Origin of the sequence: Natrinema pellirubrum DSM 15624 (assembly GCF_000230735.2) — an archaeon.
Classification (GTDB): Archaea; Halobacteriota; Halobacteria; order Halobacteriales; family Natrialbaceae; genus Natrinema; species Natrinema pellirubrum.
Genome location: NC_019962.1, coordinates 2,489,538 through 2,514,719, shown reverse-complemented (window position 1 = coordinate 2,514,719; position 25,182 = coordinate 2,489,538). Strand labels below are relative to the sequence as shown.

General features: G+C 65.8%; 22 protein-coding genes and 5 pseudogenes. 15 read left to right on the top strand and 12 right to left on the bottom strand.

Annotated features, from left to right (window positions below; translation table 11 throughout):
* Positions 1–15 precede the first annotated feature (15 nt).
* Together NATPE_RS12125 and NATPE_RS22715 are read right to left on the bottom strand one after the other, a co-directional pair.
* Complete coding sequence (locus NATPE_RS12125) at positions 16–312, bottom strand: toxin-antitoxin system TumE family protein (protein WP_006181766.1); 297 nt, start codon at positions 310–312, stop codon at positions 16–18.
* A gap of 248 nt (positions 313–560) precedes the next feature.
* Positions 561–731, bottom strand: coding sequence for a hypothetical protein (locus NATPE_RS22715; protein ID WP_006181765.1), 171 nt, complete (start codon positions 729–731; stop codon positions 561–563).
* Between the two features lie 362 nt (positions 732–1,093).
* Between NATPE_RS22715 and NATPE_RS12120 the strand changes: the two genes are divergently transcribed.
* The 4 genes from NATPE_RS12120 to NATPE_RS12105 all read left to right on the top strand — a co-directional run bounded on the left by NATPE_RS12120 (position 1,094) and on the right by NATPE_RS12105 (position 3,390).
* Complete coding sequence (locus NATPE_RS12120) at positions 1,094–1,450, top strand: DUF555 domain-containing protein (RefSeq protein WP_006181764.1); 357 nt, start codon at positions 1,094–1,096, stop codon at positions 1,448–1,450.
* A gap of 63 nt (positions 1,451–1,513) precedes the next feature.
* The gene (locus NATPE_RS12115) at positions 1,514–2,053 is read left to right on the top strand and encodes a CBS domain-containing protein (protein ID WP_006181763.1); all 540 of its coding nucleotides are present in this window, start codon (positions 1,514–1,516) and stop codon (positions 2,051–2,053) included.
* A gap of 139 nt (positions 2,054–2,192) precedes the next feature.
* On the top strand, positions 2,193–2,435 hold the full coding sequence (locus NATPE_RS12110) for a hypothetical protein (protein ID WP_006181762.1): 243 nt from the start codon (positions 2,193–2,195) through the stop codon (positions 2,433–2,435).
* Between the two features lie 58 nt (positions 2,436–2,493).
* Positions 2,494–3,390 (top strand): universal stress protein, encoded by an 897-nt coding sequence (locus NATPE_RS12105; RefSeq protein ID WP_006181761.1) that lies wholly within the window; start codon positions 2,494–2,496, stop codon positions 3,388–3,390.
* A gap of 59 nt (positions 3,391–3,449) precedes the next feature.
* On the opposite strand, the gene NATPE_RS12100 is transcribed toward NATPE_RS12105, so the two are convergent.
* Positions 3,450–4,106 (bottom strand): helix-turn-helix domain-containing protein, encoded by a 657-nt coding sequence (locus NATPE_RS12100; protein ID WP_006181760.1) that lies wholly within the window; start codon positions 4,104–4,106, stop codon positions 3,450–3,452.
* 135 nt (positions 4,107–4,241) lie between these two features.
* On the opposite strand from NATPE_RS12100, the gene NATPE_RS12095 reads away from it, so the two are divergent.
* Entirely contained in the window at positions 4,242–4,466 is a 225-nt protein-coding gene (locus NATPE_RS12095; protein ID WP_006181759.1) for a YgaP family membrane protein, read from the top strand.
* 48 nt (positions 4,467–4,514) lie between these two features.
* Here the strand turns inward: NATPE_RS12095 and NATPE_RS12090 are convergent, their stop codons facing one another.
* The 5 genes and pseudogenes from NATPE_RS12090 to NATPE_RS12070 form a co-directional block, all read right to left on the bottom strand.
* On the bottom strand, positions 4,515–5,489 hold the full coding sequence (locus NATPE_RS12090; protein WP_006181758.1) for an aldo/keto reductase: 975 nt from the start codon (positions 5,487–5,489) through the stop codon (positions 4,515–4,517).
* Between the two features lie 92 nt (positions 5,490–5,581).
* The gene (locus NATPE_RS12085) at positions 5,582–7,453 is read right to left on the bottom strand and encodes a formate/nitrite transporter family protein (RefSeq protein ID WP_006181757.1); all 1,872 of its coding nucleotides are present in this window, start codon (positions 7,451–7,453) and stop codon (positions 5,582–5,584) included.
* Between the two features lie 81 nt (positions 7,454–7,534).
* A pseudogene (locus NATPE_RS12080) lies at positions 7,535–8,434 on the bottom strand (ABC transporter permease); the annotation flags it as partial.
* A 5-nt stretch (positions 8,435–8,439) separates the two neighbouring features.
* Positions 8,440–9,696, bottom strand: a pseudogene (locus tag NATPE_RS12075) (ABC transporter permease); the annotation flags it as partial.
* Positions 9,693–10,610, bottom strand: coding sequence for an ABC transporter ATP-binding protein (locus NATPE_RS12070; protein ID WP_006181753.1), 918 nt, complete (start codon positions 10,608–10,610; stop codon positions 9,693–9,695). The gene NATPE_RS12070 and the pseudogene NATPE_RS12075, both read right to left, overlap by 4 nt.
* A gap of 119 nt (positions 10,611–10,729) precedes the next feature.
* On the opposite strand from NATPE_RS12070, the gene NATPE_RS12065 reads away from it, so the two are divergent.
* Entirely contained in the window at positions 10,730–11,149 is a 420-nt protein-coding gene (locus tag NATPE_RS12065; protein WP_006181752.1) for an SRPBCC family protein, read from the top strand.
* 41 nt (positions 11,150–11,190) lie between these two features.
* Here the strand turns inward: NATPE_RS12065 and NATPE_RS12060 are convergent, their stop codons facing one another.
* Positions 11,191–11,820, bottom strand: coding sequence for a flavin reductase family protein (locus tag NATPE_RS12060; protein ID WP_015299082.1), 630 nt, complete (start codon positions 11,818–11,820; stop codon positions 11,191–11,193).
* 123 nt (positions 11,821–11,943) lie between these two features.
* On the opposite strand from NATPE_RS12060, the gene NATPE_RS12055 reads away from it, so the two are divergent.
* Complete coding sequence (locus NATPE_RS12055; protein WP_006181750.1) at positions 11,944–12,294, top strand: winged helix-turn-helix transcriptional regulator; 351 nt, start codon at positions 11,944–11,946, stop codon at positions 12,292–12,294.
* A gap of 40 nt (positions 12,295–12,334) precedes the next feature.
* Here NATPE_RS12055 and NATPE_RS12050 read toward each other — a convergent pair whose 3' ends face one another.
* Entirely contained in the window at positions 12,335–12,781 is a 447-nt protein-coding gene (locus NATPE_RS12050; RefSeq protein WP_006181749.1) for a UPF0179 family protein, read from the bottom strand.
* Positions 12,782–12,860: 79 nt separating this feature from the next.
* Positions 12,861–13,292, bottom strand: a complete 432-nt coding sequence (locus NATPE_RS12045; protein WP_006181748.1) for a DUF5820 family protein — start codon at positions 13,290–13,292, stop codon at positions 12,861–12,863.
* A gap of 585 nt (positions 13,293–13,877) precedes the next feature.
* Here NATPE_RS12045 and NATPE_RS12035 point away from each other — a divergent pair.
* From NATPE_RS12035 to NATPE_RS12010, 8 genes and pseudogenes are all read left to right on the top strand, one after another.
* Complete coding sequence (locus tag NATPE_RS12035; protein ID WP_006181746.1) at positions 13,878–15,950, top strand: PrkA family serine protein kinase; 2,073 nt, start codon at positions 13,878–13,880, stop codon at positions 15,948–15,950.
* Position 15,951: 1 nt separating this feature from the next.
* Positions 15,952–18,243, top strand: a complete 2,292-nt coding sequence (locus NATPE_RS12030) for a PrkA family serine protein kinase (protein ID WP_006181745.1) — start codon at positions 15,952–15,954, stop codon at positions 18,241–18,243.
* A complete protein-coding gene (locus NATPE_RS12025) occupies positions 18,234–19,562 on the top strand; it encodes a YeaH/YhbH family protein (protein ID WP_006648917.1) in 1,329 nt (442 codons plus the stop codon). The genes NATPE_RS12030 and NATPE_RS12025 overlap by 10 nt, the downstream gene beginning before the upstream one ends.
* Positions 19,555–20,463: pseudogene (locus NATPE_RS23490) on the top strand (SpoVR family protein); the annotation flags it as partial. The gene NATPE_RS12025 and the pseudogene NATPE_RS23490, both read left to right, overlap by 8 nt.
* A pseudogene (locus tag NATPE_RS23485) lies at positions 20,446–21,459 on the top strand (LAGLIDADG family homing endonuclease); the annotation flags it as partial. The pseudogenes NATPE_RS23490 and NATPE_RS23485, both read left to right, overlap by 18 nt.
* 54 nt (positions 21,460–21,513) lie before the next feature.
* A pseudogene (locus NATPE_RS23480) lies at positions 21,514–22,767 on the top strand (SpoVR family protein); the annotation flags it as partial.
* A 135-nt stretch (positions 22,768–22,902) separates the two neighbouring features.
* Positions 22,903–23,925, top strand: coding sequence for a HEAT repeat domain-containing protein (locus NATPE_RS12015; protein WP_006181741.1), 1,023 nt, complete (start codon positions 22,903–22,905; stop codon positions 23,923–23,925).
* Between the two features lie 50 nt (positions 23,926–23,975).
* On the top strand, positions 23,976–24,365 hold the full coding sequence (locus tag NATPE_RS12010) for a secondary thiamine-phosphate synthase enzyme YjbQ (protein ID WP_015299081.1): 390 nt from the start codon (positions 23,976–23,978) through the stop codon (positions 24,363–24,365).
* 30 nt (positions 24,366–24,395) lie between these two features.
* Here NATPE_RS12010 and NATPE_RS12005 read toward each other — a convergent pair whose 3' ends face one another.
* Positions 24,396–25,061: a glycerophosphodiester phosphodiesterase gene (locus NATPE_RS12005; protein ID WP_006181739.1), complete on the bottom strand. Its 666-nt coding sequence runs from the start codon at positions 25,059–25,061 to the stop codon at positions 24,396–24,398.
* Between the last annotated feature and the right edge of the window lie 121 nt (positions 25,062–25,182).

The following is a 25,182-nucleotide window of genomic DNA, read 5'->3' as shown; positions in this document are numbered from 1 at the left end:
TAGGGGTTAGGTCGGTCACCAGTCGGTTCGCTTGTCGAACGGAAGTGCTGCACGCCAGGCTCGATACAGCGTCTGTAGTCCCGGGTAGTCGGTCTCGAATACCCGTGATCCGAGATGCAGTTCGTGGACGCCGTGGTGGTTGTCGAACCGGATGATCGGGTCGTCAGCACCGGCGTCATCGTAGTGGAAGGCATATTTGATGCCGTCCGGGAACTGCTCCGACTCAGGGACCGCGAGTATGCGGACGCGGGCGACAGTACCGTCCGCGTAGGCTTCGACCTCGTCGCGAACGACAGTAACGTCCTCGCTCATCCCTGTATGTTAGTATGGATCCTTACACAATAAGTGTTAGGTTGGGAACTAACACAGCCTTGGCCCTCCGAGCCGACGACGTTCACCGCCCCGTGAACTTCGGAATTGTAAGTTAGTTCAAAAGGGGTAGCGCCCGTCACCTCTATAGTCGAGGCTGCTCTCCTCGACACGCGAGCGGCCAGTCAGGGGCCGATACCGACTGTTCTGCGTCGGAGGGTCCGCGAAAACGAGCGACTCGAGTCGGGTCCTTAGCGTTGCGTCGATTCGTAGGCCCCCTCGACGGTCTCGATGAGGCGGTGGATCGGGAGGGTGAGGCCGGCCTGGCGGGCGGCGATCGCGAGCGGCATCGCGACGATGCCGATCACGATACAGAGCTGGTACAGTGCGAACAACGTCGCATGGTACGCGCGGGATATCATCAGCGTTCGTCCGTCCCCAGACGGAGCCCATATATAAGCCTTTGTGAAAATAGGAAACCATAACGATAGTAAATCGTCGATCGGGTCGACGCAGGCTTGCGATTCAACTACATTTTCTACGCGTCCAACTCGAGGCGTACTCGGATCGATCTACGGGTATGTCGGGGGGAATCGATCGGGGGATTTCCCGTAACTTATGCGAATAATGCGATTCACGTGCGCACGTCCGGCCGAAGCCAAGCGGCAGCCGTCGACGCTCGCCCTCGCCCCGGGTGAGTCGCCCGCCGACCCCCTCCGAACGGCCGCGGATACCGACGCCGACGAACCGCAAGACAGGAAACCCCCCGGAACGACCACCACGTATGGGCAATTATCTCGTCGCGATGGAAGCGGCATGGCTCGTTCGTGACGTCGAGCAGATCGACGACGCGATCGGCGTCGCCGTCAGCGAAGCCGGGAAGCGACTCAACAGCGAAGACATGGACTACGTCGAGGTCGAGGTCGGCGCGACGGGCTGTCCCGCCTGTGGCGAACCCTTCGACTCGGCCTTTATCGCGGCCGACACCGCCTTGGTCGGACTCGCACTCGAGATGGAAGTGTTCAACGCCGACGGCGAGGAACACGCCTCCCGAATCGCGAAAAGCGAGGTCGGCGGCGCGCTGCGGGACGTGCCGCTGTCGGTCGTCGATATCGCCGAAGTCCCCGACGACGACGAGTAGCGACTCGCGACGCTGTGCCGAGGGACCCAAAGCTCTTTCTATAACCCGCAGTTATTGTTCCGTATGGAGCTTCCGACGCCCGCCGATCTGCGCCAACGTCGTACCGACCTCGGACTCACTCAGAGCGAACTCGCCGAGACGGCCGACGTCTCCCAGCCGCTGATCGCCCGCATCGAGGGCGGCGACGTCGACCCACGGCTGTCGACGCTCCGACGGATCGTCAACGCCTTGGAGACGGCCGAACACGACGTCATCCGCGCCGCGGACCTGATGAACGAGGCAGTCGTCAGCGTCTCGCCCGACGACCCGGTCAGTGAGGCCGCCCAGCGAATGGAGGAGGAGGCCTACTCCCAGCTGGCGGTCATTCAGGACGGGATTCCGGTCGGTTCGATCAGTCAGAGCGACCTCGTCCACCTCGATTCCGAGGATCGCGACGAACCGATCGAGGAACACATGAGCGAGAGCTTCCCGACCGTCTCGAAAGACGCCACGTTGGACGAGATCAGTAATCTGCTCGAGCATTACAAGGCCGTGATGATCACCGAGGCCGGCGAGACCGTCGGGATCATCACCGAGGCCGACGTCGCCGCTCGCCTCTCCTGACCACCTCGAGTCCATCTCGAGTTCCGTCCGATTGTAGTAAACACCGGTCTTCGGGACCTTCAGTCCCCGTCACGACTCCAGCCGGCTCGGAATCGACGTATTTCCTTTCCAGTCGGGTCCAGTACATCCACGTAGGAAGATGGATCACTACGATCGACTGCTCGTCGGCATGTTCGCGTCCCTGCTCCTCGGGGCCGTCCTCGGGCTGTATCTGGCCATCGACGTTCGGTACGGTCTCCTCGCGGGCGCGCTGCTGTCGACCGGGTTCCTCTGGGACGCGATCGTTCGTCGCCCGCCGGTACCGACGGCAGAGCCCAGATACACGGCGGCGATCGTCCTCTGGCACGGCGCCGTACTCGCCGCGCTCGTCGCCGGCGTGTAGTCCCGGCCCGCAGGATCGACGGGACCGATTTAAGCGACGCGGCCGCGTTTGCTGATTCATGTACGATTCCGTTCTCGTTCCGACCGACGGCAGCGATCACGCGGCTCGAGTCGCCGGTCACGCGCTGGGGCTCGCGCGGTGGTTCGACGCGACGGTCCACGTCGTCAGCGTCGTCGACGTGAGCGCTGCGGGCGGCGTCTTCGACGCCGGCGGCGTCAGCCCGGCGTTCGTCGAGCGCCTCGAGGACGAAGCGGCGGCCGCGATCGAACGAATCGAGACGATGACCGACACCGATCGGGTTCGGTCGGCGGTCCTGAAGGGCAGCCCGGCAGCGACGATCCTCGAGTACGCCGACGAGAACGACGTCGACCTCATCGCGATGGGGACTCACGGCCGAACCGGCGTGAACCGCTATCTCACCGGCAGCGTCACCGAACGCGTCGTCCGTCAGTCGGACGTGCCGGTGATGACCGCCCGCGTGACCGAGCGAAGCGAGTGGGCCGGGGGCTACGACGAGATACTGTTGCCGACCGACGGCAGCGAGCCGGCCGCCGCTGCGGTCGACCACGCGCTCGCGATCGCGACGCGGGCGGACGCGACGGTCCACGTCGTCAGCGTCGTCGACGTCAGCACCGTCGCGGGCAGGCCGACCATTGTGGCTCCCAACGATATCCTCGCCCAGTTCGAGTCCGACGCGGAAACCGCGGTCGAAACGGTCGCCGCGACGGTGCGGGATGCGGGACTCGACGTCGAGACACACGTTCGAAAGGACATCCCGTCGCAGGGCCTCCTCGAGTACGTCGATGACCACGACATCGACCTCGTCACGATGGGGACCCACGGTCGGACCGGCTTCGATCGGGTCCTCCTGGGGAGTACGACGGAACGGTTCGTCAGACGCGCGCCCGTCCCGGTCCTCGCGGTTCACCCCACTGCCGGTTCGGAACCGAACTGACCACGCCGCTAGCGCCCCGTTCAGACGGCCGGCGGCGACCGCGCCGGCCGTTTTCGTCCTCACGTTCCGAACAGGGACGCCATCACCGTCGACTCGGCCTTCTGGAGGTGTTCAGCCGCCGTCGCGGTCGCGCAGTCGAGTTCGTCGGCGACGGCTTCGGTCGTCACATCCCGCGGAACGTCGTAATAGCCCAGTTCGAGGGCCGTTTCGACCGCTTCACGCTGCCGGGGTGGTAGTCGGCCGACGACGCTGTCGGCGGCGACTCGCTTTCCGCCGACCTGCACGAGGGTCACGCCGACGCCCTCGGGGACGCCGTCGACCGCGGTCTGGATGTCGGTCTCCGTCCCGACGATGGTGAACGTGTTCGTCCCGTCGTCGTTGCACTCGATCGGCGGTACCGTCATGAGGCTCCCGCGAGTGAAGTTCTCGAACAGCGCCCGCGCGGCGACCGAGACCTCTCCCTCGAGAAAGCAGTAGCACGCCCGAGCCGTGATCGGCAGCACCTCGTAGTCCGAGACCATCGGACTCTCCGCGAGTTCGCCTTCAAAGCGCCGGTACTCGCCCTCGAGCCGGAACAGGAACCCCGTCGGCGGGGACGAGACGTTCCAGTTGATGATCAGGGTCCGCTCGAGGTAGTTCGCGCCGCCCGCGAGGCGTTCGTATATCGGCGGCGCGTACGCCCCTCGCGGATTGAGCGTGATACGAACGCGTTTCATGAGTCAGCCTTCGAACAAGACGCTGAAAACGATTGCCCCAGGGGCCACGATCGAACGCAGCGCCGGCCCGCAGGGATAAACGGGGCCGATATTTTCGGCCGAACCGATACGTCCTCGCAGCCCCTCCGCTCGTGTATGCAGCGAAACGTCGGCGGATTGGATCGAATCGTCAGGGCCGTCCTGGGTAGCTGGGTGCTTGCGGTTGCCGTCGCCGCGCTGGTCGCCGGCCGCCGCGCGACCGCGGCAGTACTGGCCGTCGGGGCGGCGGGCCTGCTGTTCAACGCGACGGCCCGCTTCTGTGGCGGCAACTACCTGTTAGGTATCGATACGACCGACGACGGCTCCTGTTCGCGGGAGTGATGGGGCACCCGAACCCGTCATCGGCGCGCCGTGTCGCACGGCACTCGCTTACTGGTGGCCGGACACCGGCACCGGCTCGTAGGGCTCCTCGAGGTAGGCCATGTCGGACTCCGAGAGGTCGATCTCGAGGGCTTCGACCGCCTGCTCCAGATGTTCGACGCTGGTGGTACCGACGATCGGTGCGTCAACCCAGTCCTTGTGGAGCAGCCACGCGAGGGCGATCTGGGCCATCGTCGCGCCCTTGTCGGCGGCGACCTCGGCGACCCGCTCGTTGATCTCTCGACCGCCGCCTTCGCGGTAGGGGTGTTCGTACAGGTACTCCTCGGTCTCGCCGCGGGCCGTTGCATCGATCTCCTCGTGGGGGCGGGTGAGATAGCCCCGAGCCATCGGCGACCACGGGATGACACCGACGTCTTCCTTGTCACACAGCGGTAGGGTCTCCCGCTCTTCCTCGCGGTAGACGAGGTTGTAGTGGTTCTGCATCGTCTGAAACCGCTCGAGGCCGAGCCGGTCGCTCGTCCCCAGCGACTCGGCGAACTGGTGGGCCCACATCGAGGAGGCACCGATGTAGCGGACGTGGCCCCGACGGACGGCATCGTCGAGCGCCCGCAGGGTCGTCTCGACGGGCGTGTCGTAATCCCAGCGGTGGGGCTGATAGAGGTCGATCGTCTCCATCCCGAGCCGGTCGCGGCTGGCTGCCAGTTCCTGTTCGATGGCCTTCCGCGAGAGCCCGCCCGAGTTCGGGTCGTCCTCGCGCATCCGGAAGAACCCCTTCGTGGCGACGACCGCCTCGTCGCGGCGGCCCTCGAGGGCCTCGCCGAGGATCCGCTCGGACTCGCCCCGGGAGTACATGTTCGCGGTGTCGAGGAAGTTGATCCCCAGATCGAGCGCCCGGTCGATGATCTCTTTGCTCGCGTCGTCCTCTAAGACCCACTCGCGCCAGTCGCTCGAGCCGAAGCTCATACAGCCCAGACAGATGCGGCTGACCTGCATGCCGGTCGACCCGAGGGTGGTGTATTCCATACCGGCGCTACGAGAACCGGCCGGAAAACGGTACGTGGTGCGTCAAACGATACCACATCACGAGGAAGCGGCGAGCGCGGCGTCGCCGTCAGCTACCAGTGCCCGAACAGCCGCTGGATGACGGTGCGGTCGCTTGGCCGTTCGGCCAACAGGACCGAGCTGTCGACCTCGTTGACGACGTCCATGTGCAGCGAGTCGCTCATCAGCCGCGAGATCACGCCCTCCTCGGTCGCACCGATGAGGATGAGCGTGTTGTCCCGGGACCGGCGACAGATCTCTCGCTCGACGTTGCCGGAGTCGTCGACGACGAGTTCGGCGTCCTCGAGGTCGCGTTCGGCGGCCCACTCGGCGAGGAACTGCTCGCCGCGCTCCCGGTCGTCGGGGCTGGCGACGACGTGTTGCAGCGTGATCTCGGCGTCCGAGTGGTCCCGGAGCGTACGCGCGACTTCGGCACTTAGATCCGAGTCCGGGCCGCCGGCGGTCGGGAGCAGAATCCGGGAGGTGTCCAGCTCTCGGTCCTTGAGAATGAGGAAGTCACAGGGCAGGTTGCTGGTCAGTTCGTTCATCCGGCCCTCGGCACGGCCCTGGCCCCAGGGCCGGTCGTCGCCCCAGCCGAGTACCACGAGATCGGCCCGTTCCCGCTCCGCGGTGTCGAAGACGTCCTCGAACGAGCGATGCGAGACGACCGTCGACGTCTCGAAGTCGACGTCGTAGGAGGCTGCGCGCTGCCGGACGGTCTCCATCCGATCTTCGGACTCGGAGACGATCCGTTCGGTCTGTCCCGCACCGTACCGCATTGACGACCGGCCGGGCATCTGAACGATGTGGACGGCATGAACCGTCGCGTTCTCGTGGCCGCTGGCGAGCCGGCAGGCCAGATCGACGATCGTCGACTCCGTGCGGGGGTTGGCGATCGGGACGAGGACCCGGTAATCGCCGTTCTCGCTCGCGTGGGCCTCCGCGGTGTCGATCAGCGGCACGTACGAGCGGCCGGCATAGCTGCCGAACAGCCACTCCCGAATCGAGAGTTGGCGGTCGGCCCCTTCGAACCGGGCCGACTCGAGGCGGTGTTCGCTGGTCTGGAAGTAGTTGACGACGGTGACGAGGACGATCCCGCCGATGGTGTTCCCGAGCAGGACCGGCAGGACGAACCCGTAGAGTCCGGTCAGGACGGCGAGTTCGCCGGCCAGGACCAGATAGACCATCTCGGTAAAGGAGACGACGACGTGGAACAGGTCGCCCAGCGGGATCGCGAGGAAGGCCATGTAGACGACGACCAGCCGCGAGATGGTGTCGCGAGAGGCATAGACGATCCAGACGACGCCGGCGACGATCAGGCCCGCGAAGGCCGCCTTGGAAAACAGCGTCCACCACGACGTCTCGACGCCGTGTCGTGCGAGGTCCATCGCCGCGGCCGCCGAGTCGTCGTCGAAGACGCCGCCGTAGGAGAGCGCGAGCGCGCCGAGCGCGCCGCCGGCGAAGTTGCCTGCGAGGACGATCGACCAGTGACGAAGCAGTGCGGGAATACTGGCCAACCGCTCCAAGGTGAGCGCGACCGGCGGCAGCGTGTTCTCGGTGTAGAGCTGGTAGCCGCCGATGATGATGTAGATGAACCCGAGGGGATAGAGGAGTTTGCTCAGTATGGGATGACCGTCGGTCGAGGCGGTCAGCGTCGCGTACAGCAGGAACGTGATCGTGATGGCGAAACCGGCCGCGAGGCCGCTGAAGAACAGTTCCCGACCCCCCGAGGTCACCTCCTCGTCGGCGGCCGCGACGATCCGCTGGAAGATCTCGTCCGAGGAAAACCGGTCGCGCACGACCGCGCCGACCGCCGGGGCCCCGCTTCTGGATCGTTCGACCGCTTCGCGGACCTGTTCTTGCTCCGTCGAGTCGTCGGTCCTGTAGCCCCCGCCGGGCGGCTCTCGGTTCGTCCGTTGCCGGTCGGGAGGATCCGAATCGCTCATTACCGCATACGCATTCGGGAAGCGACTAATCGTTTCGGATCTCCCCCGGTTCCGCCGGACGGCGCCGGCGACCGATCCCCGTCAGAGCGACTCCGGCTCGAGGCGGTCGATCCCGCGTTGCAGCGCGAGGAACGCGGCGATCGCGAGCAGGCAGTAGCCGGCGAGCAGCCCCCACGTGGTCGTCGTCGGGTTGCCGATCGCGAACTTCGCGACGGTGTTTGCGGGGTGTTCCGGCAGGACCGTCGCGACGACCAGCGCGCCGACGGTGGCCATGGAGTAGAGCAACTGCGCCTGCCGCCTGTCGGGGGCCCACAGCGCGACCGCGACGCCGCCGGTCACCACGAGCAGGGACAGCGCGGCGACCAGTGCGACGAGCGCGACCGGGCCGGCGATCGCCGTCCCGTTGACGGCGAGCAGCGCCAGCCAGGCGATCGCCTGGACCGGTGCCAGCGCCGCGATCGCCAGCAGCTTCGCGTCGACCACCTCGGCGAGCGACAGCGGCGCGACCCGGAGCAGCTCGAGGGTCCCCCGCTGGCGCTCTTCGATCAGCGAGTCGACGGCGATCGAGCCGCTGATGAACACCGGGAGGAAGCAAAGCAGCGGCACGAGGATCGTGTAGGTAAAGCCCACGTACGGACTGGCCTCGATCTCGCTCGGGACGGGGACCGGCGAGCGCTCGAGCCGCCCGGCGTCGGCGTTTCGCTGGCGCTCGACGCGTTCGACCTGCTGGAGGGTGTCCCGCAGCTGGACCACGAGCAGGGTCGTCCGGATCCCCTCCTCCGGAGCCGTCACCCTGACGCTGAGCCGACCGTCGTCGGTCCGGTTGGCATCGAGGACGGTCGAGACGGAGCCGGCATCGAACGCCTCGTAGGCCGCTCCGCGATCGTCGAATTGCCGGGCAGTGACGCCGTCGCGTTCGTTCGCGACCGACAGCAGGGTCTCGGTGTCGTCGCCGGTGACCGCGACGTCCAGCTCGTAGCCGTCGACGGCCCCGTCGAGAACAGGTACTCGCCGAGCCGAACCGACTCGTCCTGTAAGTCCATCACGATCAGCGTCAGCGGCGAGATCAGCGCGATCGGGTTCACGTCAGTGAAGATCGCCGGAATGAACGTGTACGTCGTCAGAAAGACGCTGATCGTGACCGTCACGAACGTGAGTTCCTTGAACGAGCGGGCGAACATCGCGCCGGTGAATGACGCTGCCAGGAAAAGCAGGGCGATCGGTACCGCGGCGGCGACCGCGAGCGGGCTCCCGCCGATACCGACCGCGATCGCGATGACGATCCCGACGAGTCCGAGCAGGTACGGGAGCGTCTTCCCCGCGACGATCTCGCGGCTCGAGGCCGGCGACACCAGCAGGAGTTCGCCGCGGCGGTTGAGCCGCTCGTCCATGATCGTACTCCCGTAGGCCTGAATCACGAAGTTCATCGGCACGACAAACAGAAAGGCCAACACGAGCGAGTCGAAGGGGAACGGCGGCGCGATCGAGCCGGGCGTGCCTGGCGCGCTCGAGGCCCCCGAGCCGCCGCCGACGTTCGGCACCTGCAGGCGGTCGTCGCCGCCGTCGTCCCCGCCCCCGCCGCCACCGGTCGCGGGTTCGTCACCGTCGCTGCCGGTCCCGCCGTCGGCGGTTCCGTCTCCGCCGTCGCTCGATTCGTCCGCGGTTCCGTCCCCATCGTCACTCGTCCCGTCGGCGGTCGTCCCCCCGAGGTCGCGGTCCTGATACTCGAGCGAGACGAGGACCGGGTAGGCCGCCGCCTGGTCCGACTCCCGATCCATCAGGTTCGCGTTGTACGTCTCCACTGCGCTCCGGAACTCGTCGTAGGCCGCCGCGCCGTTCGGGCCATCGTGGGCGATCCGCCCGTCGCGGGTCACCACGACGTCGATGTTTGCGTCATCCCGAAGCGCGATGGTGTCGGCGTTCCCGCTACCGGATTCGGCCACTACGTCTTCCAGTGGAACCGGGCGAAACTGCTCTGCTTCGACCGCGACGTCGTGGTACTGACTCTCCTCGGCGACCCCGACGACGTAGATCTCGCGCTCGAGGCCGAGCCCCTCGTCGGCGACGGAGAAACCGGCGGTCCCGGCCGCGAGGACCAACACCACGAGCGCGACCGCCGTCTTCCGGTCGACGGTCCCCGCGCTGGCGGTGACCTCCCAGCGGGCGATCCGGCTCGTGCGCGCGATGGACTCGCGGAACCGTCCGAGTCGGTCGGCGAGCGCACTGAGTCGGCCGTCGCTCACGCCTCCGTCTCCTCCGGTTCGCTGGCCACCTCGAGGAAGATCTCCTCGAGGCTGGGGGTCTTCGTCTGGATGTCGGTCACGCGGCCGCCGCCGGCCTCGACGGCCTCTCGAACGGCCTCGACGGCGGCCATGTCGGCGACGACGTGGCGGTACTGCCCGTTCTCCTCGGTGACCTCAAGCGGCGAGTCGGCGGCTGCCGGCCCGTCGCTGCCGTCGGTCGTCGCGTAGACGTGGTACTCGGTGCCGCCGTGGGCCTCGCGGATCGCCTCGAGCGTGCCGCGGGCGACGATCCGGCCGTCGTTCATGATGATGAGCCGGTCGCAGATACTCTCGACGTGAAAGAGGTTGTGCGCGCTGAAGACGATCGTCTTCCCCTCGTCGCTCAGCTCGCGGGTGAACTCGATAATGTAGTTGGTCGTCAGCGGGTCCAGCCCCGATGCCGGTTCGTCGAAGATCAACACGTCGGGGTCGTTGACCAGCGCCCGCGCGATCGCGACCTTCCGTTGCATCCCCTTGGACATGTTGCCGATCCGGCGCTCCCGGTGTTCGAGATCGAGGCGGTCCAGCGAGTCGTGGATCCGCTCGGTGGCCACGTCCGCGGGCACGTCGTAGAGGTCAGCGAAGAACTCGAGGTAGCTTACCGCGGTCATCTCCTCGTAGAGCGGGGATTCCTCGGGGAGGAAGCCGAGTCGGCGCTGCATCTCACGCTCACCCGGGGTGTGGCCGGCGACGACGGCGGTCCCGGCGGTGGGCTCGATCAGCCCGGCCAGCATCTTCAGCGTCGTCGTCTTGCCCGCACCGTTGGGGCCGACGACGCCGAAGACCTCGCCGCGTTCGATCTCGAAGGAGCTGCCCTCGACGGCGGTGAAGCCGCCGTACTCCTTCCGGAGGTCGTCCACTTCGAGTATCGCCATTCGATAGTCCGACGGAGGGAGCCACCCCAGTAAAGTCTAGTGGCTGACGACAGTCGGGTTCGGGACCAGATCGGCGAACCGCCCAAACCCCCATTGTCGAGGACGACGTAGGGCCACTGATGACTCGAGTTCGGACCGCGACGACCCCGGACGGCCGCCGCCTCGAGGTGTCGCACGTCCTCTCGGTTCCCGCGGCCGAGGCCTGGGACCTCCTGGTCGACACGACCCGCTGGCCGGAGTGGTCGCCGCTGATCAACGGCGTCGAGGCGACCGACCGGCGGCTTCGTCCCGACACGCGGGGACGGATCCGCGTGCCGGGCGCGTGGATCCCGTTCCGGATCACGTCGTGTACGGAACGGCGCTGGACCTGGCGCGTGACCGGGATCCCCGCAGCCGGCCACCGCGTCGACGACCTCGGCGAACGGCGGTGCCGGATTGCGTTCGAACTCCCCGTCCACGCCGCGGGTTCGGTCCCCGTCTATCTGCGGGCGCTGGAGAACCTCGAGACGCTGCTCGAGAGCGACCTGCCGGCGGAGTAGCGCCGGCCGCGACCCGCGTTCGCGACGGAGATGGTCGGGAGCTACGGCGGTCGCTCGAGCGAGAACCGATCCCCGGTTCGGGCGTACCGGCTCCCCGCGAGTCGACCGAGAGCGTCGATCTCGTCGACGTCGATCTTCCCGTCAGTCGTCACCGACTCCTTGATGTGGACGTGTTCGACTTCACCCAGCACGAGCGTCGACCCGCCGACGTCGACGAGGTCGTGGAGCGTACACTCGAAGGCGACCGTCGCGTCCGCTACGCGCGGCGGCGCGACCGCGGTTGAGGCGGCCCGCTCGAGACCGGCGTGGTCGAACTCGCTCTCGTCGGCCGACAGCGTGGCGCTGGTCTCGTTCATCGCTTCGGCGAGGTCCGCAGTGACGAGGTTGACGACGAACTCGCCGGTGTCGCGGGCGTTTCGCGGCGTGTCCTTGAGCCCGTCGGCCCCGTCGACCGGCGCGAACAGCAGGACCGGTGGGTCGACCGATGCCACGGTGAAGAAACTGTACGGCGCGAGGTTGTCGACGCCGTCCTCGCTCGTGGTACTCACCCACGCGATCGGCCGGGGGACGACCGCGCTCGAGAGGATCCGATAGAGCGAGCCGTCGTGGTCGGCGGCATCGATTTCGAGGGCGTCGGCCCCGTCCGTTCCGGCCGTTCCGCCGTCGGTCATCGCCGTCTCACCCGTCGGGTCGGCGTCGGCGCTGCCGGTCGCCGCGCACAATCTACTAACACGATGATACCCGGTTCGTATGCGAACTACTAAAACGGTTCGCGACGTAGGCGGCGGTACTCAATGGCATCCCAACGGCCCGAACCCCGCGAACAGGACGACAGTGCCTGTCCCGTGATCGCCTCCCTCGAGCAGATCGGCTCCAAGTGGCGACTGGCGGTCCTCCACGAGCTACTGGACGGCGAACAGCGCTTCAACGAACTCAAGCGCTCGACGGGCGCGAACGCCCGCACCCTCTCGCGGGTCCTCGACGACTTAGGCGAGATGGGCTTCGTCGAACGACGTATCGAGGAGGACGCCCCCGTCGCCACCTTCTACAGCCTCACCGACAAGGGCGAGTCCCTCGAGCCGGTTTTCGGCGAGATCGAGTGCTGGGCGGGCAGTTGGCTCGAGGAGAGCGCGCTCGAGGCGTAGCTCCGGACGGCGAGAACAGTGCCGGGGGTTTTCGATGTGATTACTCGTCGGTCTCGAGTTCGACCAGCTCGAGCGACCGATCGAGGTGACAGACCTCGTGTGGCGGCTCGCCGACGATCTCGGCGATGCGGTACTCCTCGTCGAAGGCGACGCCGTCGGGCTCGCAGTACTCGTGGCTCGGACATTCAACGTAGGGGCAGGGGCCGGGGAGGCTGGTCTTGCTGCCGGCGAAGGCACCCTTCGACGTGATGTTCGCGCGCACGGAGACCGGCTCGACCTCGACGGCCCGGACCCCGCCGTCGTGCATGGCACACTCGAGGGTTTGGGCGTTCTCGCGGATCGACGTGACCTGATACTTCGTGCCCGGCGAGAGATTGAGACACTGACTCCGGTACGGACAGCCGGCACAGGCGTCGGCTTCGCCCTCGTAGATGAACTCGGTCCCCGGTTCGGCCAGCCGGGACCCGACGAGCGTAACGGTCGACATGGGAACGGATACTCGCCACTGGCGGTTAAGGGTCACGTCACAGCGGCCGCGACGGTCCAGTCGATCACCGCTTCGGGAGTCAGTCCTCGCGGCCGTCGCCGGTGAGGTCGTCGAGTCGCTCGAAGTACGCCTCGCGGGGAACCTGATACAGGTCGCGGTAGTCGATCTCGCCGTCGTCGAACCGCCGAGCGAGTGCGATCGTTTCCTCGAGGGCGGCCTCCCGGGTCGGATATCGGAGCGTCTCGTTCAGCGAGACATCGGGCTCGAGATAGAGCGTGACGAACCAGTCCGCGGTGTCGGCGGTGTCGCCGGGGTGAACGCCGGGCCGTCGGGTTCGCTTGCCGTGGGTGAGATACAGCGTCGGCAGACAGGGAGCGGGAAAGTCCGCGGCGTCGAAGACGTCCGGTCGGTACGCGAGGACGAGCCGGCCGTCCTCGCCCCGACTCCAGACCTGCCAGGCCTCGGGGAGCCGCGAGTCGATACCCCCGTCGTCAGCGGTCGAGTCCGACATAGCCTCCGATAGATGCCCCGCGCCTAAATCCCCCTCGTCACGGTGGCCAGAGGGACGGGGGTAGTCCAGTGACTCGCCGCGACCACGAACTGGCGCGCGCGAGCCCACGCTGCCTGTGCAGGCTGGCAACTTATACCGTAGTCGCCCGAATGTGGGGTGTGATACCTAGGCCCAATATATGTTTCTAGCAGAATTCGTGTGGAAATAGTTTCTGACAAATACCTTTTGGGGCTAAGGTTAAGTAGCTGGATTACTCACTCATTAAATACTATCGGTATCCGATCGCCGGACCGATCCACTCCGCGCCCGTCCCCGGCGCACCGTTGCTCGACTCCCCACACGGTGTTGCGCAACGGAGAGTGGTGAAAGGTGACATATGACACGCTACCACGCCGCCCACGAACGGGTCACGCTCCCCGAGAGTGCCCTCGAGGAGCCCGACGAGTTCGACGCTCACGTCGGGTACAGCGAGGCGACGGATTCCGACGGTTCGGCCGCGAGACGCCTCGGCTGGTCGAAGACGTCCGCTTTCACTCCGTGCGATCACGGACGACCGCAAACGGGGGGAACCCACTCAACGATACCATGACCGGTGACATCGAGACACTCGAGCAGCTCAGTACCGATTACAAAGAGTCGATGCCCGCGGACCTGCGGGAGACCAAGTCCTTCGACTGGTACCTCGAGGAAGTATACGAGGACCCGAAGGTGGCCCGCAACGCCCACCAGCGCGTCGCGGACATGTTCGACTACTACGGCACCACCTACGACGAAACCGAGGGGATGGTCGAGTATCAACTCGCCAGCGAGGACCCGCTCGGTGACGGCGAGAACACCTTCTACGGGAAGGTGATCCACCAGTCGATCCACGAGTTCGTCAACAAGGTCAAATCGGGCGCTCGCCGGCTCGGGCCGGAACGGCGGATCAAGCTCCTGCTGGGGCCGGTCGGCTCCGGGAAGTCCCACTTCGACAAACAGGTCCGGCAGTACTTCGAGGACTACACGCTCCGCGAGGACGGCCGGATGTACACCTTCCGGTGGACGAACCTCTGTGACGTCATCCAGGACCAGGACCCGGCCGACGACACCGTCCGGTCCCCGATGAACCAGGACCCGCTCGTCCTCCTCCCCCTCGAGCAGCGCCAGCGGGTCATCGACGACCTCAACGAGAACCTCGATGCGCCCTACACCATCCAGAACGAGCAGGCGCTGGATCCGGAAAGCGAGTTCTACATGGACAAGCTGCTGGCCTATTACGAGGACGACCTCCAGCAGGTCCTCGAGAACCACGTCGAAATCGTCCGGTTCGTCGCCGACGAGAACAAGCGACAGGGCCTCGAGACCTTCGAGCCCAAGGACAAGAAGAACCAGGACGAGACCGAACTCACCGGCGACGTCAACTACTCGAAGATCGCCATCTACGGCGAGTCCGACCCGCGGGCGTTCGACTACTCCGGCGCGTTCTGTAACGCGAACCGGGGGATCTTCTCCGGCGAGGAACTGCTCAAACTCCAGCGGGAGTTCCTCTACGACTTCCTCCATGCGACTCAGGAGCAGACGATCAAGCCCAAGAACAACCCCCGGATCGACATCGACCAGGTGATCGTCGGCCGGACGAACATGCCCGAGTACAAGGACAAGAAGGGCGACGAGAAGATGGAGGCCTTCAACGACCGCACCAAGCGGATCGACTTCCCCTACGTCCTCTCCTACGAGGACGAGGCCAGCATCTACGAGAAGATGCTCAACAACGCCGACGTCCCCGACATCAACGTCGAGCCACACACCTTAGAGATGGCGGGGCTGTTCGGCGTCTTGACCCGCATCGAGGAGCCCGACACCGAGACCGTCGGGCTGCTCTCGAAGGCCAAAGCCTACAACGGCGAGATCGACGAGGGCGACGACATCGACACGAAAAAGCTCCGCGAGGAAGCCGAGGCGAAAGCCGAGATCGGCGAGGGCATGGTCGGGGTCTCACCGCGCTTTATCGGCGACGAGATCGCCGAGGCGATCATGGACTCCAAACACCGCCAGCGCGGGTTCCTCTCGCCGCTAACGGTCTTTAACTTCTTCGAGGAGAACCTCGAACACCACGGCTCCATCCCGGAGGACAACTTCGAGCAGTACTACCGTTACCTCGAGACGGTCCGCGAGGAATACAAGGAACGCGCCATCGAGGACGTCCGCCACGCCCTGGCCTACGACATTGACGAGATCCAGCGCCAGGGCGAGAAGTACATGGACCACGTGATGGCCTACATCGACGACGACACCATCGAGGACGAGTTGACGGGCCGCGAGCAAGAGCCCGACGAGACGTTCCTGCGCTCGGTCGAGGAGAAACTCGATATTCCCGAAGATCGGAAAGAAGACTTCCGACAGGAAGTCTCGAACTGGGTCTCCCGCCGCGCCCGCGAGGGCGAGGCGTTCAACCCGCAGGACAACGAACGCCTACGCCGCGCCCTGGAACGCAAGCTCTGGGAGGACAAGAAACACAACATCAACTTCTCCGCGCTGGTGTCGGCCAACGACTTCGACGACGACGAACGCTCCGCGTGGATCGACGCGCTGATCGAACAGGGCTACTCCGAGGGCGGCGCGAAGGAAGTACTCGAGTTCGCCGGCGCGGAGGTCGCCAAGACCGAGATGGAAGACTAACATGACCGGACACGACTACGTCACCGAGGCCGACCGCGCCCTCGAGGAGACCTACGAGGAGCCGATGAGCCTCGCGGCGTACGTCGATCGGCTCTTCGAGAACCCGTCGATCGCCTCCCACGCCTCGAAATATTTGCTCGAGGCGATCGAGGCCGCCGGCACCCGCACGGTCGTCGAAGAGGGCGAGGAGAAGGAGCGCTACCGCTTCTTCGACGATCCGCACAACGACGGCGAACACGCCATCTTGGGCAACACCGAGGTGCTGAACGGGTTCGTCGACGACCTGCGCTCGATCGCCGCGGGCCGGGCGAAAGACGAGAAGATCATCTGGTTCGAGGGTCCGACGGCGACGGGCAAGTCCGAACTCAAGCGGTGTCTGGTCAACGGGCTGCGCGAGTACTCGAAGACGCCCGAGGGCCGCCGGTACACCGTCGAGTGGAACATCTCGACCGCCGAGGGCGGCGAGCGCGGACTGAGCTACGGCGACGACGGCGGCACGAGCGCCGCCGACGAACAGAACTGGTACGAGAGCCCGGTCCAGGCCCATCCCCTGTCGGTGTTCCCCGACGCCGTCCGCGAGGACCTGCTCGCCGAGTTGAACGACGAACTCGACGATCACGTCCCGATTCAGGTCGACGCGGCGCTGGACCCCTTCTCGCGGGAGGCCTACGACTTCCTCGAGGAGCGCTATCGCCGACGGGGCGAGGACGACCTGTTCTCGGCGATCACCGACGACGACCACCTTCGCGTGAAAAACTACGTCGTCGACGTCGGACAGGGCGTCGGCGTCCTCCACTCCGAGGACGACGGCCGGCCCAAGGAACGGCTCGTCGGCTCGTGGATGCACGGGATGCTTCAGGAACTGGACTCGCGGGGCCGGAAGAACCCGCAGGCCTTTAGCTACGACGGCGTCCTGTCGCAGGGCAACGGCGTCCTCACTATCGTCGAGGACGCGGCCCAGCATGCCGATCTCCTCCAGAAGCTGCTGAACGTCCCCGACGAGCAGTCGGTGAAACTGGACAAGGGGATCGGGATGGACGTCGACAGCCAGATGCTGATCATCTCCAACCCCGATCTCGAGGCCCAGCTCAACCAGCACTCCGATCGAAACGGAATGGACCCGCTGAAGGCGCTGAAACGGCGCTTGGACAAACACCGTTTCGGCTACCTGACGAACCTGAGCCTCGAGACGGAGCTGATCCGGCGGGAACTGACCAACGAGACGGCGGTCTGGGAGGCCGAGAGCTACGACGAACTCGCCGACCGGATCCGCGCGCCAGTGGGAGTGACGATCAAGGACCGCGACGGCGAGACGCGGGTCCAGGAGTTCGCGCCCCACGCGATCGAGGCGGCCGCGCTGTATGCCGTCGTCACGCGACTGGACGAGGAAACCCTCCCGAACGGGCTCGATCTCGTCGACAAGGCACTGATCTACGATCAGGGCTACCTGCAGGAGGGCGACAGCCGCCGCGAGAAAGCGGAGTTCGACTTCGACGACGACGGGAACGACGGCGATCACGGCATCCCGGTGACGTACACGCGGGACACGCTCGCGGAACTGCTCCAGACCGACCGCGACCGCCACCACGCCGACCTCCCGGTCGAGGACGTCGTCATGCCCCGCGACGTTCTCAACGCGATGGTCGAGGGGTTGGTCGACGCGCCGGTGTTCTCGACGGGCGAGCGTTCCGAGTTCGAGAACCGCGTCGTCCCCGTGAAAAACTACGTCTACGACCAGCAGGAGAGCGACGTTATCGAGGCAATCATGTACGACAAGCGCGTCGACGAGGAGACCGTCGCCGAGTACGTCGAACACGTCTACGCGTGGGAGACCGAAGAGCCGCTGTACAACGACCGCGGTGAGCGGGTCGAGCCCGATCCGCTGAAGATGAAGCTGTTCGAGATCGAACACCTCGGCCGGTTCTCCGAGAGCGAGTACGACGGGAATCAGCCCCGCGAGAGCGTCCGGAACTTCCGCCGCGAGAAGGTCATCACGTCGTTGAACCGCCACGCGTGGGAACACCGCGACGAGGACTTCTCGGTCGAGGACGTCGATCTCACCGCGATCCCGGTGATCAAGACCGTCCTCGAGAGCCACGACTGGGACGACGTCGAGCGGACCTTCGAGGACTTCGATCCGCGACAGTGGAGCGATCCGCCGAGTGACACCCAGACCGCGGCGGTCAAGGAAGAGACGATCGAGACCATGGTCGACCTCTTCGGCTACTCGGCGGCGTCGGCCGAGCTAACCAGTAGACACGTCATGGGCCAGGTGAGTTACAGATGGGACTGAGAGACGACCTCGAGCGGTTCCGTGAGGTCGGCGAGGAACGGCGCGAGGATCTCGCCGACTTCATCCAGTACGGCGACCTCGCGGGGAGCGGCCCCGGCGAGATCAACATCCCGGTCAAGATCGTCTCGCTACCGGAGTTCGAGTACGATCAGCGCGATCAGGGTGGGGTCGGCCAAGGAGAGGACGGCACGCCGGACGCGGGCCAGCCGGTCGGCCAGCCACAGCCCCAGCCGGGCGACGACGACGGCGAAGACGGCGAGCCCGGCGAGGAGGGCGGCGACCACGAGTACTACGAGATGGACCCCGAGGAGTTCGCCGAGGAACTCGACGAGGAACTCGGGCTCGACCTCGACCCGAAGGGCAAGAAAGTCGTCGAGGAAAAGGAGGGACCGTTTACCGACCTCACCCGGACCGGCCCCAACAGCACGCTCGACTTCGAGCGGATGTTCAAGGAGGGACTCAAGCGCAAGCTCGCGATGGACTTCGACGAGGAGTTCCTGCGGGAACTCTGCAAGGTCGAGGGGATTTCGCCCCGCGAGGTCTTCGAGTGGGCCCGCGGCGAGAACCTCCCGGTGTCGATGGCCTGGATCGAAGAGGCCTACAAGGACATCCCGGACGAGGAGCGCGGGACATGGGACTCCATCGAGGCGGTCGAGGAAAACGTCGAGCGAGAGAGCGTCCAGCAAAAGATCCGCCGCGAGGGGATCCAACACGTCCCCTTCCGCCGCGAGGACGAGCGCTACCGCCACCCCGAGATCATCGAGGAAAAGGAGAAGAACGTCGTGGTCGTCAACATCCGCGACGTCTCCGGCTCGATGCGCGAGAAGAAACGCGAACTCGTCGAGCGGACCTTCACCCCGCTGGACTGGTACCTGCAGGGCAAGTACGACAACGCCGAGTTCGTCTACATCGCCCACGACGCCGACGCCTGGGCGGTCGAGCGCGACGAATTCTTCGGCATCCGCAGCGGCGGTGGGACGAAGATCTCGAGCGCGTACGAACTCGCCCAGCAGCTCTTAGAGGAGTATCCCTGGAGTGACTGGAACCGTTACGTCTTCGCGGCCGGAGACTCGGAAAACTCCTCGAACGACACCGAAGAACGCGTGATCCCGCTGATGGAGGAGATCCCGGCGAACCTCCACGCTTACGTGGAGACCCAGCCCAGCGGCAACGCGATCAACGCCACCCACGCCGAGGAACTCGAGCGCCACTTCGGGACCGACGCCGACGACGTGGCGGTGGCCTACGTCAACGACCAGTCGGACGTGACCGACGCGATCTACGACATCCTCTCGACGGAGGGCGAATCAGATGAGTAAACGCAACTCCAACGCGGACCGCTTCCGCAAACAGGCGATCGCGGGCGAACTCGAGGAGCCGGTCGAAGAGGCCCGCAATCTGGCCGAGACGCTCGGCCTCGAGCCCTACCCGGTTAAGTACTGGATCATCGACTACGACGAGATGAACGAACTCATCGCCTACGGCGGGTTCCAGTCTCGGTATCCCCACTGGCGGTGGGGCATGCAGTACGACAAGCAACAGAAACAGGGCCAGTACGGCGGCGGGAAGGCCTTCGAGATCGTCAACAACGACAACCCCGCCCACGCCTTCCTGCAGGAGTCGAACACGGTGGCCGACCAGAAGGCGGTCATCACGCACGTCGAGGCCCACTCGGACTTCTTCGCGAACAACGACTGGTTCGGCATGTTCACGGGCGGCCAGGCCGACGAGGATCAGGTCAACGCCGCCGCCATGCTCGAGCGCCACGCCAGAGCCATCGACGAGTACATGTCCGATCCCGACATCGACCGCGCCGAGGTCGAGAAGTGGATCGACCACTGTCTGAGCCTCGAGGACAACATCGACCAGCATCAGGTCTTCACCCGTCGGCTCGACGTCGACGGTCCCGCGGGCGAGATCGACGAGGATCTCGCCGAGAAGTTGGACGAACTCGACCTCTCCGACGAGATCAAAGGCGAGGTCTTCGACGCGGAGTGGGTCGAGAAACTCGAGGGCGAGGAGATCACCGGGAGCTTCCCGGAGGAGCCACAGAAGGACCTGCTGGCGTTCGTCCGCGAACACGGCAAGCAGTACGACGAGGCGGCCGGCCGCGGCGTCGAGATGGAAGAGTGGCAACGCGACATCCTCGATATGATGCGCGCGGAGGCCTACTACTTCGCCGCCCAGAAGATGACGAAGGTGATGAACGAGGGGTGGGCCTGTGTCGATCCGGACACGCCAATATTCACTGCCGACGGACTTGTCCCGATGCGTGAAGTGGTCGATAACCACATGACCGTCTCCGACGGAGAAACGCCCCGAGCGGTCTACGATTCGAACGTCATTCACGATCACGACACCGTGACGATCGAGACCCGTCGCGGCTTCGAACTGACCGGGTCGAACAATCACCGGATTCGGCTTCCGGACGGCTCGTGGTCGCGCCTTGACGATCTGTCGGTCGGCGACGAAATCGAAGTCTCGGGCGGGAACGAAACGTGGCCATCGACGTACGTTGATCTCGAGTGGCAGCCGCCCGAAAACGTCACGCTGAACGATGTCGCCGAGGAAGCTGGTGTTTCGGTCTGGACGGTCATGCGGTACCGACGAGTCGGCCGGGCACGAAAGGCCGAAGCCGTAGAGAACGCCTTGGGGGAGTACCAGGGGGGAGATCGAGGGCTGGCCCAGCGAGACCCGATCGCCGTTCCCGACACGATCGACGAGCAGTTCGGTCGGTTCTTGGGATTGCTCGTGGGTGACGGCCACATCTCTTCGGCTGCCGGGCACGTCGGGTTTACCAACGGGGAAAAACGCCACGCCGAGGAGTTCGCCGGGCTCGTCGACGAACTCTTCGGGATCGATCCAACTGTCGAGCAGCAAGGGAACCGATGGCGAGTATACGCGTATTCCCGTAATATGGTCGATTTACTGCAAGAAGAGATCGGCCTTCCGGACGGCAAGGCAGCGGACAGAAAGTCGGTTCCGGAACCGATCCGTCGCTCCCCACGAAGCGTCGTCGCCGAGTTCATCCGCGGGCTGTTCGACGCGGATGGCTACGCGGGCGATCAGGGTGCGATCCTGACCACGTCGAGCGAGGAACTGAGCGAAACAGTCCTGTTGCTCCTGACGAACTTCGATATCCTCGGTCGACGCCGGGAACAGACGGACGGGTGCTACCACATCCATCTCACTGGCAAATCGGCCCGCACGTTCGCCGACGAAATCGGGTTCGGGTACTCAGAGAAGGCCGATGCGCTTCGCGCGTATCTCGACGATCTCGCGTGGTTTGAGGAAGAAGAATGGAGTGATGAAGTTGTCTCGATAGAGGAGTCGACCGGGACTGTGTACGATATTTCGGTCGAAGAAACGCACCGATACGCGGGTGCTGGAGTTATCAACCACAACTCCTACTGGGAATCGACGATGATGACCGACGAGGCCTTCGCCGGTGACGACGAGTTCCTCAACTACGCCGACCACATGGCGAAAGTCCTGGCCTCGGGCGGGCTCAACCCCTACAGCCTCGGGATGGAACTCTGGGAGTACGTCGAGAACACCACCAACCGGCGGGAGGTCCTCGAGGCCCTGCTGCGCGTCGAGGGCGTCTCCTGGCGCAACCTCACCGACGTCGTCGACTTCGACGATGTCCTCGAGACGCTCGGGCCACCGGAAGCGATCGAGAATATTACCCCGGATACGCTCGAGCAACTCGATGACGTGCCCGACGAGTGGGTCGATCACGAGGCGCTCGAGCGGGCCCGCGAGGGCGAGATAGACGTCGAGAAGTACCCCTGGAAAGCCCTGACCTACGAGGGGCTTGCCCGCCGGCACTACTCGCTGGTCAAGCGCCAGCATCGGGGCTTCCTCAAGCGAGTCAGCCAGAACGACCTCGAGCGGATCGGCCGCTACCTCTTCGACGACGCACGGTACGAGTCGGTCGACGAAGCACTCGAGAACGTCGATTACACGGCCGGCTGGGACCGGCTGTTCGACGTCCGGGAGAGCCACAACGACGTGACCTTCCTCGACGAGTTCCTGACTCAGGAGTTCATTACGGAGAACAACTACTTCACCTACGAACACTCGCAAGCGACCGGCCAGTTCCACGTCGCCAGCGACGCCGCCGAAGACGTCAAGAAGAAACTGCTCTTGCAGTTTACCAACTTCGGGAAGCCGACCATCGCCGTCTACGACGGCAACTACAACAACGCCAACGAACTGTTGCTTGGTCACCAGTACAACGGCGTCATGCTCGATCTCGGGCAGGCCAAGGAGACGCTGAAGCGGATCTTCGAGCTGTGGGGCCGCCCGGTGAACCTGCTGACGATCGTCAAGGAAGTCGACGAACACGACATCGAGGTCGCAAAGCGGCGCAACCGCGAGCCCGACGCCGAAGAGCAGGGCAAACTGATCCGATACGACGGCCAGACGATGACGACCGAGGACGTCCCTTGGGAAGAGGTCGAACACCTCGCGGCCGACGACGTGGACTACGACACGAAGCCCGACGAGTGGCTGGCCTGAGCCGGTCCGCCGTCGGACGGCGTCGAACGGCCGCGCTCGAGCCGGCACCGGCCCCTGAGAGAGGTCCCGCCCGGCGACCGGGCGATCGCGTTGGCCAGAAGGCTTTTGCTGGTTTTGTTCGATTGGCGAGACACGATGGATGGGGATGGGGGCGAGGCCGTCGAGCCCCGGGGCCGGGGAGCCACCGGGATCGACCTGCCAGCAGTCCTGACGCGACTCGATGGGGAGCCGAGCGAACAACGAGCGGCGGTAAACCGGATTCGGACCGCGATCGACGAGCGGGACGGGGCGGCCGGCTGTGCCCCGACAGTCCCGAAACTCCGGTCGCTGCTCGAGCGGCCCGAGATCGACTTCCGGGAGACGGTCGCCGCCTGTCTCGCCGATCTGGCGGCCGAGGCACCGACCGACGTCGCGCCGTCGACCGGGTCGATCGTCGCCGTCGCCCGCGACGACCCCGATCGGCCGATGACCGGCGAGTTGCTTCGGTGTCTCGCGGCCGTCGCTGCCGAGCGACCCGACGTCGTCGTCGATCATACCGTGGCGATCGCCGACGTCCTCGAGCAGCGGTCGGGCTACGATACGGACGGCCTCGACGCGCTGGCGCACGTTTCTCGGGTCGATCCGACGGCACTCGAGCCGGCGGTATCCGTGTTGAAAGCGGCGCTGTCGGCTGCTCCGGCAGAGAACGGGCGGCCCGCACTGCGCGCGCTCGGGCGACTAGCGCGGTCGGAGGGGGATCTCGGCTCGCTCGCGTTCGTTTCCCACGCCGCGGCGCTCGTCGATCACGAAAACCCGGCCGTCCGACACGAGGCGATCGGCTGTCTCGGCGACGTGGCCCACCACGACCCAGCGGCGGTCGAATCGGTCACTGCGGAGTTGGGGACTGCGCTCTCCTGTGACGATCCCGATACCCGGGCCGCAGCCGCGGTGACGATCGCCCGCATCGCCGCCGGCACCGAAACCGCGGTCGACCCGGTCCGCCGCCAGTTGCTCTCGTTGCTCGCCGACGACCACGCACACGTTCGGGCGAACGCCTGCGTCGCGCTCGGACACGGCGGCGTCGAAGCTGCCGAACCGCGACTCGCCGACCTCGCGAATCGGGACCCGGCACCGAACGTCCGCGACCGCGCGTCGTGGGCCGCTGGTCGGTTGTCGTAGTCCGTGCCGGAACCGAAACCGAGCCCTTTCTCGCCGCCGTAGGCCAGCCCATGACGTTCACCGTCGAGACGGACGAGCGACTGACGACCGTCGACGTGACCGAGTCGATCGCCGCGGCGGTTCCGGACGACTGCGAGTCGGGTACCTGTACGGCCTTCGTCGAACACACGACGGCCGCGCTCGTCGTCCAGGAGAACGAGCCACGGCTCCGGGGCGACCTCGAGTCGTTCCTACGGGACCTCGTACCCGATTCGGGGCACGCACACGACGAACTGGACGGCAATGCGGACTCTCATCTGCGGGCCACACTACTGGGCCCCGACGTAACGGTCCCGGTCGCGGACGGCGAGCCGGCGCTGGGGACCTGGCAGTCGGTGTTGCTCGTCGAGTGCGACGGGCCGCGAACGCGGACCGTCTCGGTGACGACGACCGAGGCGTAGCCGAGACGGTCGGCGGTCGGTCCCCGCCAGCTACACATCGAGCGGCCGATCGGCCGAGACGTAGTCGACGCCCCGCCGCTCGAGCAGCCGCGCCGTCGCTGCCCGCTCGACCGTCCAGGCATGGACCTCGAGATCGACCGCCGTCGCCCGTGAGACGATCCCGGTTGCCAGGCACCGAACGCGGTTTGCGCCGAGGACGGCACAGTCGAGTTCGATCGCCGTCGTCACCGGCGTCTCGAGGCGGTGGCTGGCCAGCAGGCCGATCGGTTGGTTCGAATCACGCTCGCGGATCGTCCGCAGTTCGCCGGCCAGAAAGGAAGTGACGACGACCCGGTTGGGGAGGTCGGCTCGGTCGAGGATCGCGAGAACGTCGGCGGCGAGGCCGCGCTCTTTCAGTTCGATGTGGACTTCGACTGTCGGCGGGACGACCGCGAGCATGGCGGCGAGCGTCGGGATCCCCTCGCCGGTCCCGTGGACGGACCGGTCGGCGAGGGCCGCAAGCGACAGCGCCGCGACGGTGCCGGTCCCGTCGGTAACTCGGTCGATCGTCTCGTCGTGAACGACGACGAGTTCCCCGGTCCCACAGCGGCGCACGTCGAACTCGACGGCGTCAGCGCGGTCTGCCGCAGCGCGGACCGCGCCGATCGTGTTCTCGGGCGCGACCGCGGCGAACCCTCGGTGGGCGATACAGCGCATAGCGGTCGATCGTCGCCCAGCGGCTTCAGTCGGTCGGCGGGTCGCAGCCGTCGGATCCGCGGAAAGTCATCGGGACCGATCCAAAGCACTTAGCAAGTATTGTTAAAGGAACTGCCTGACT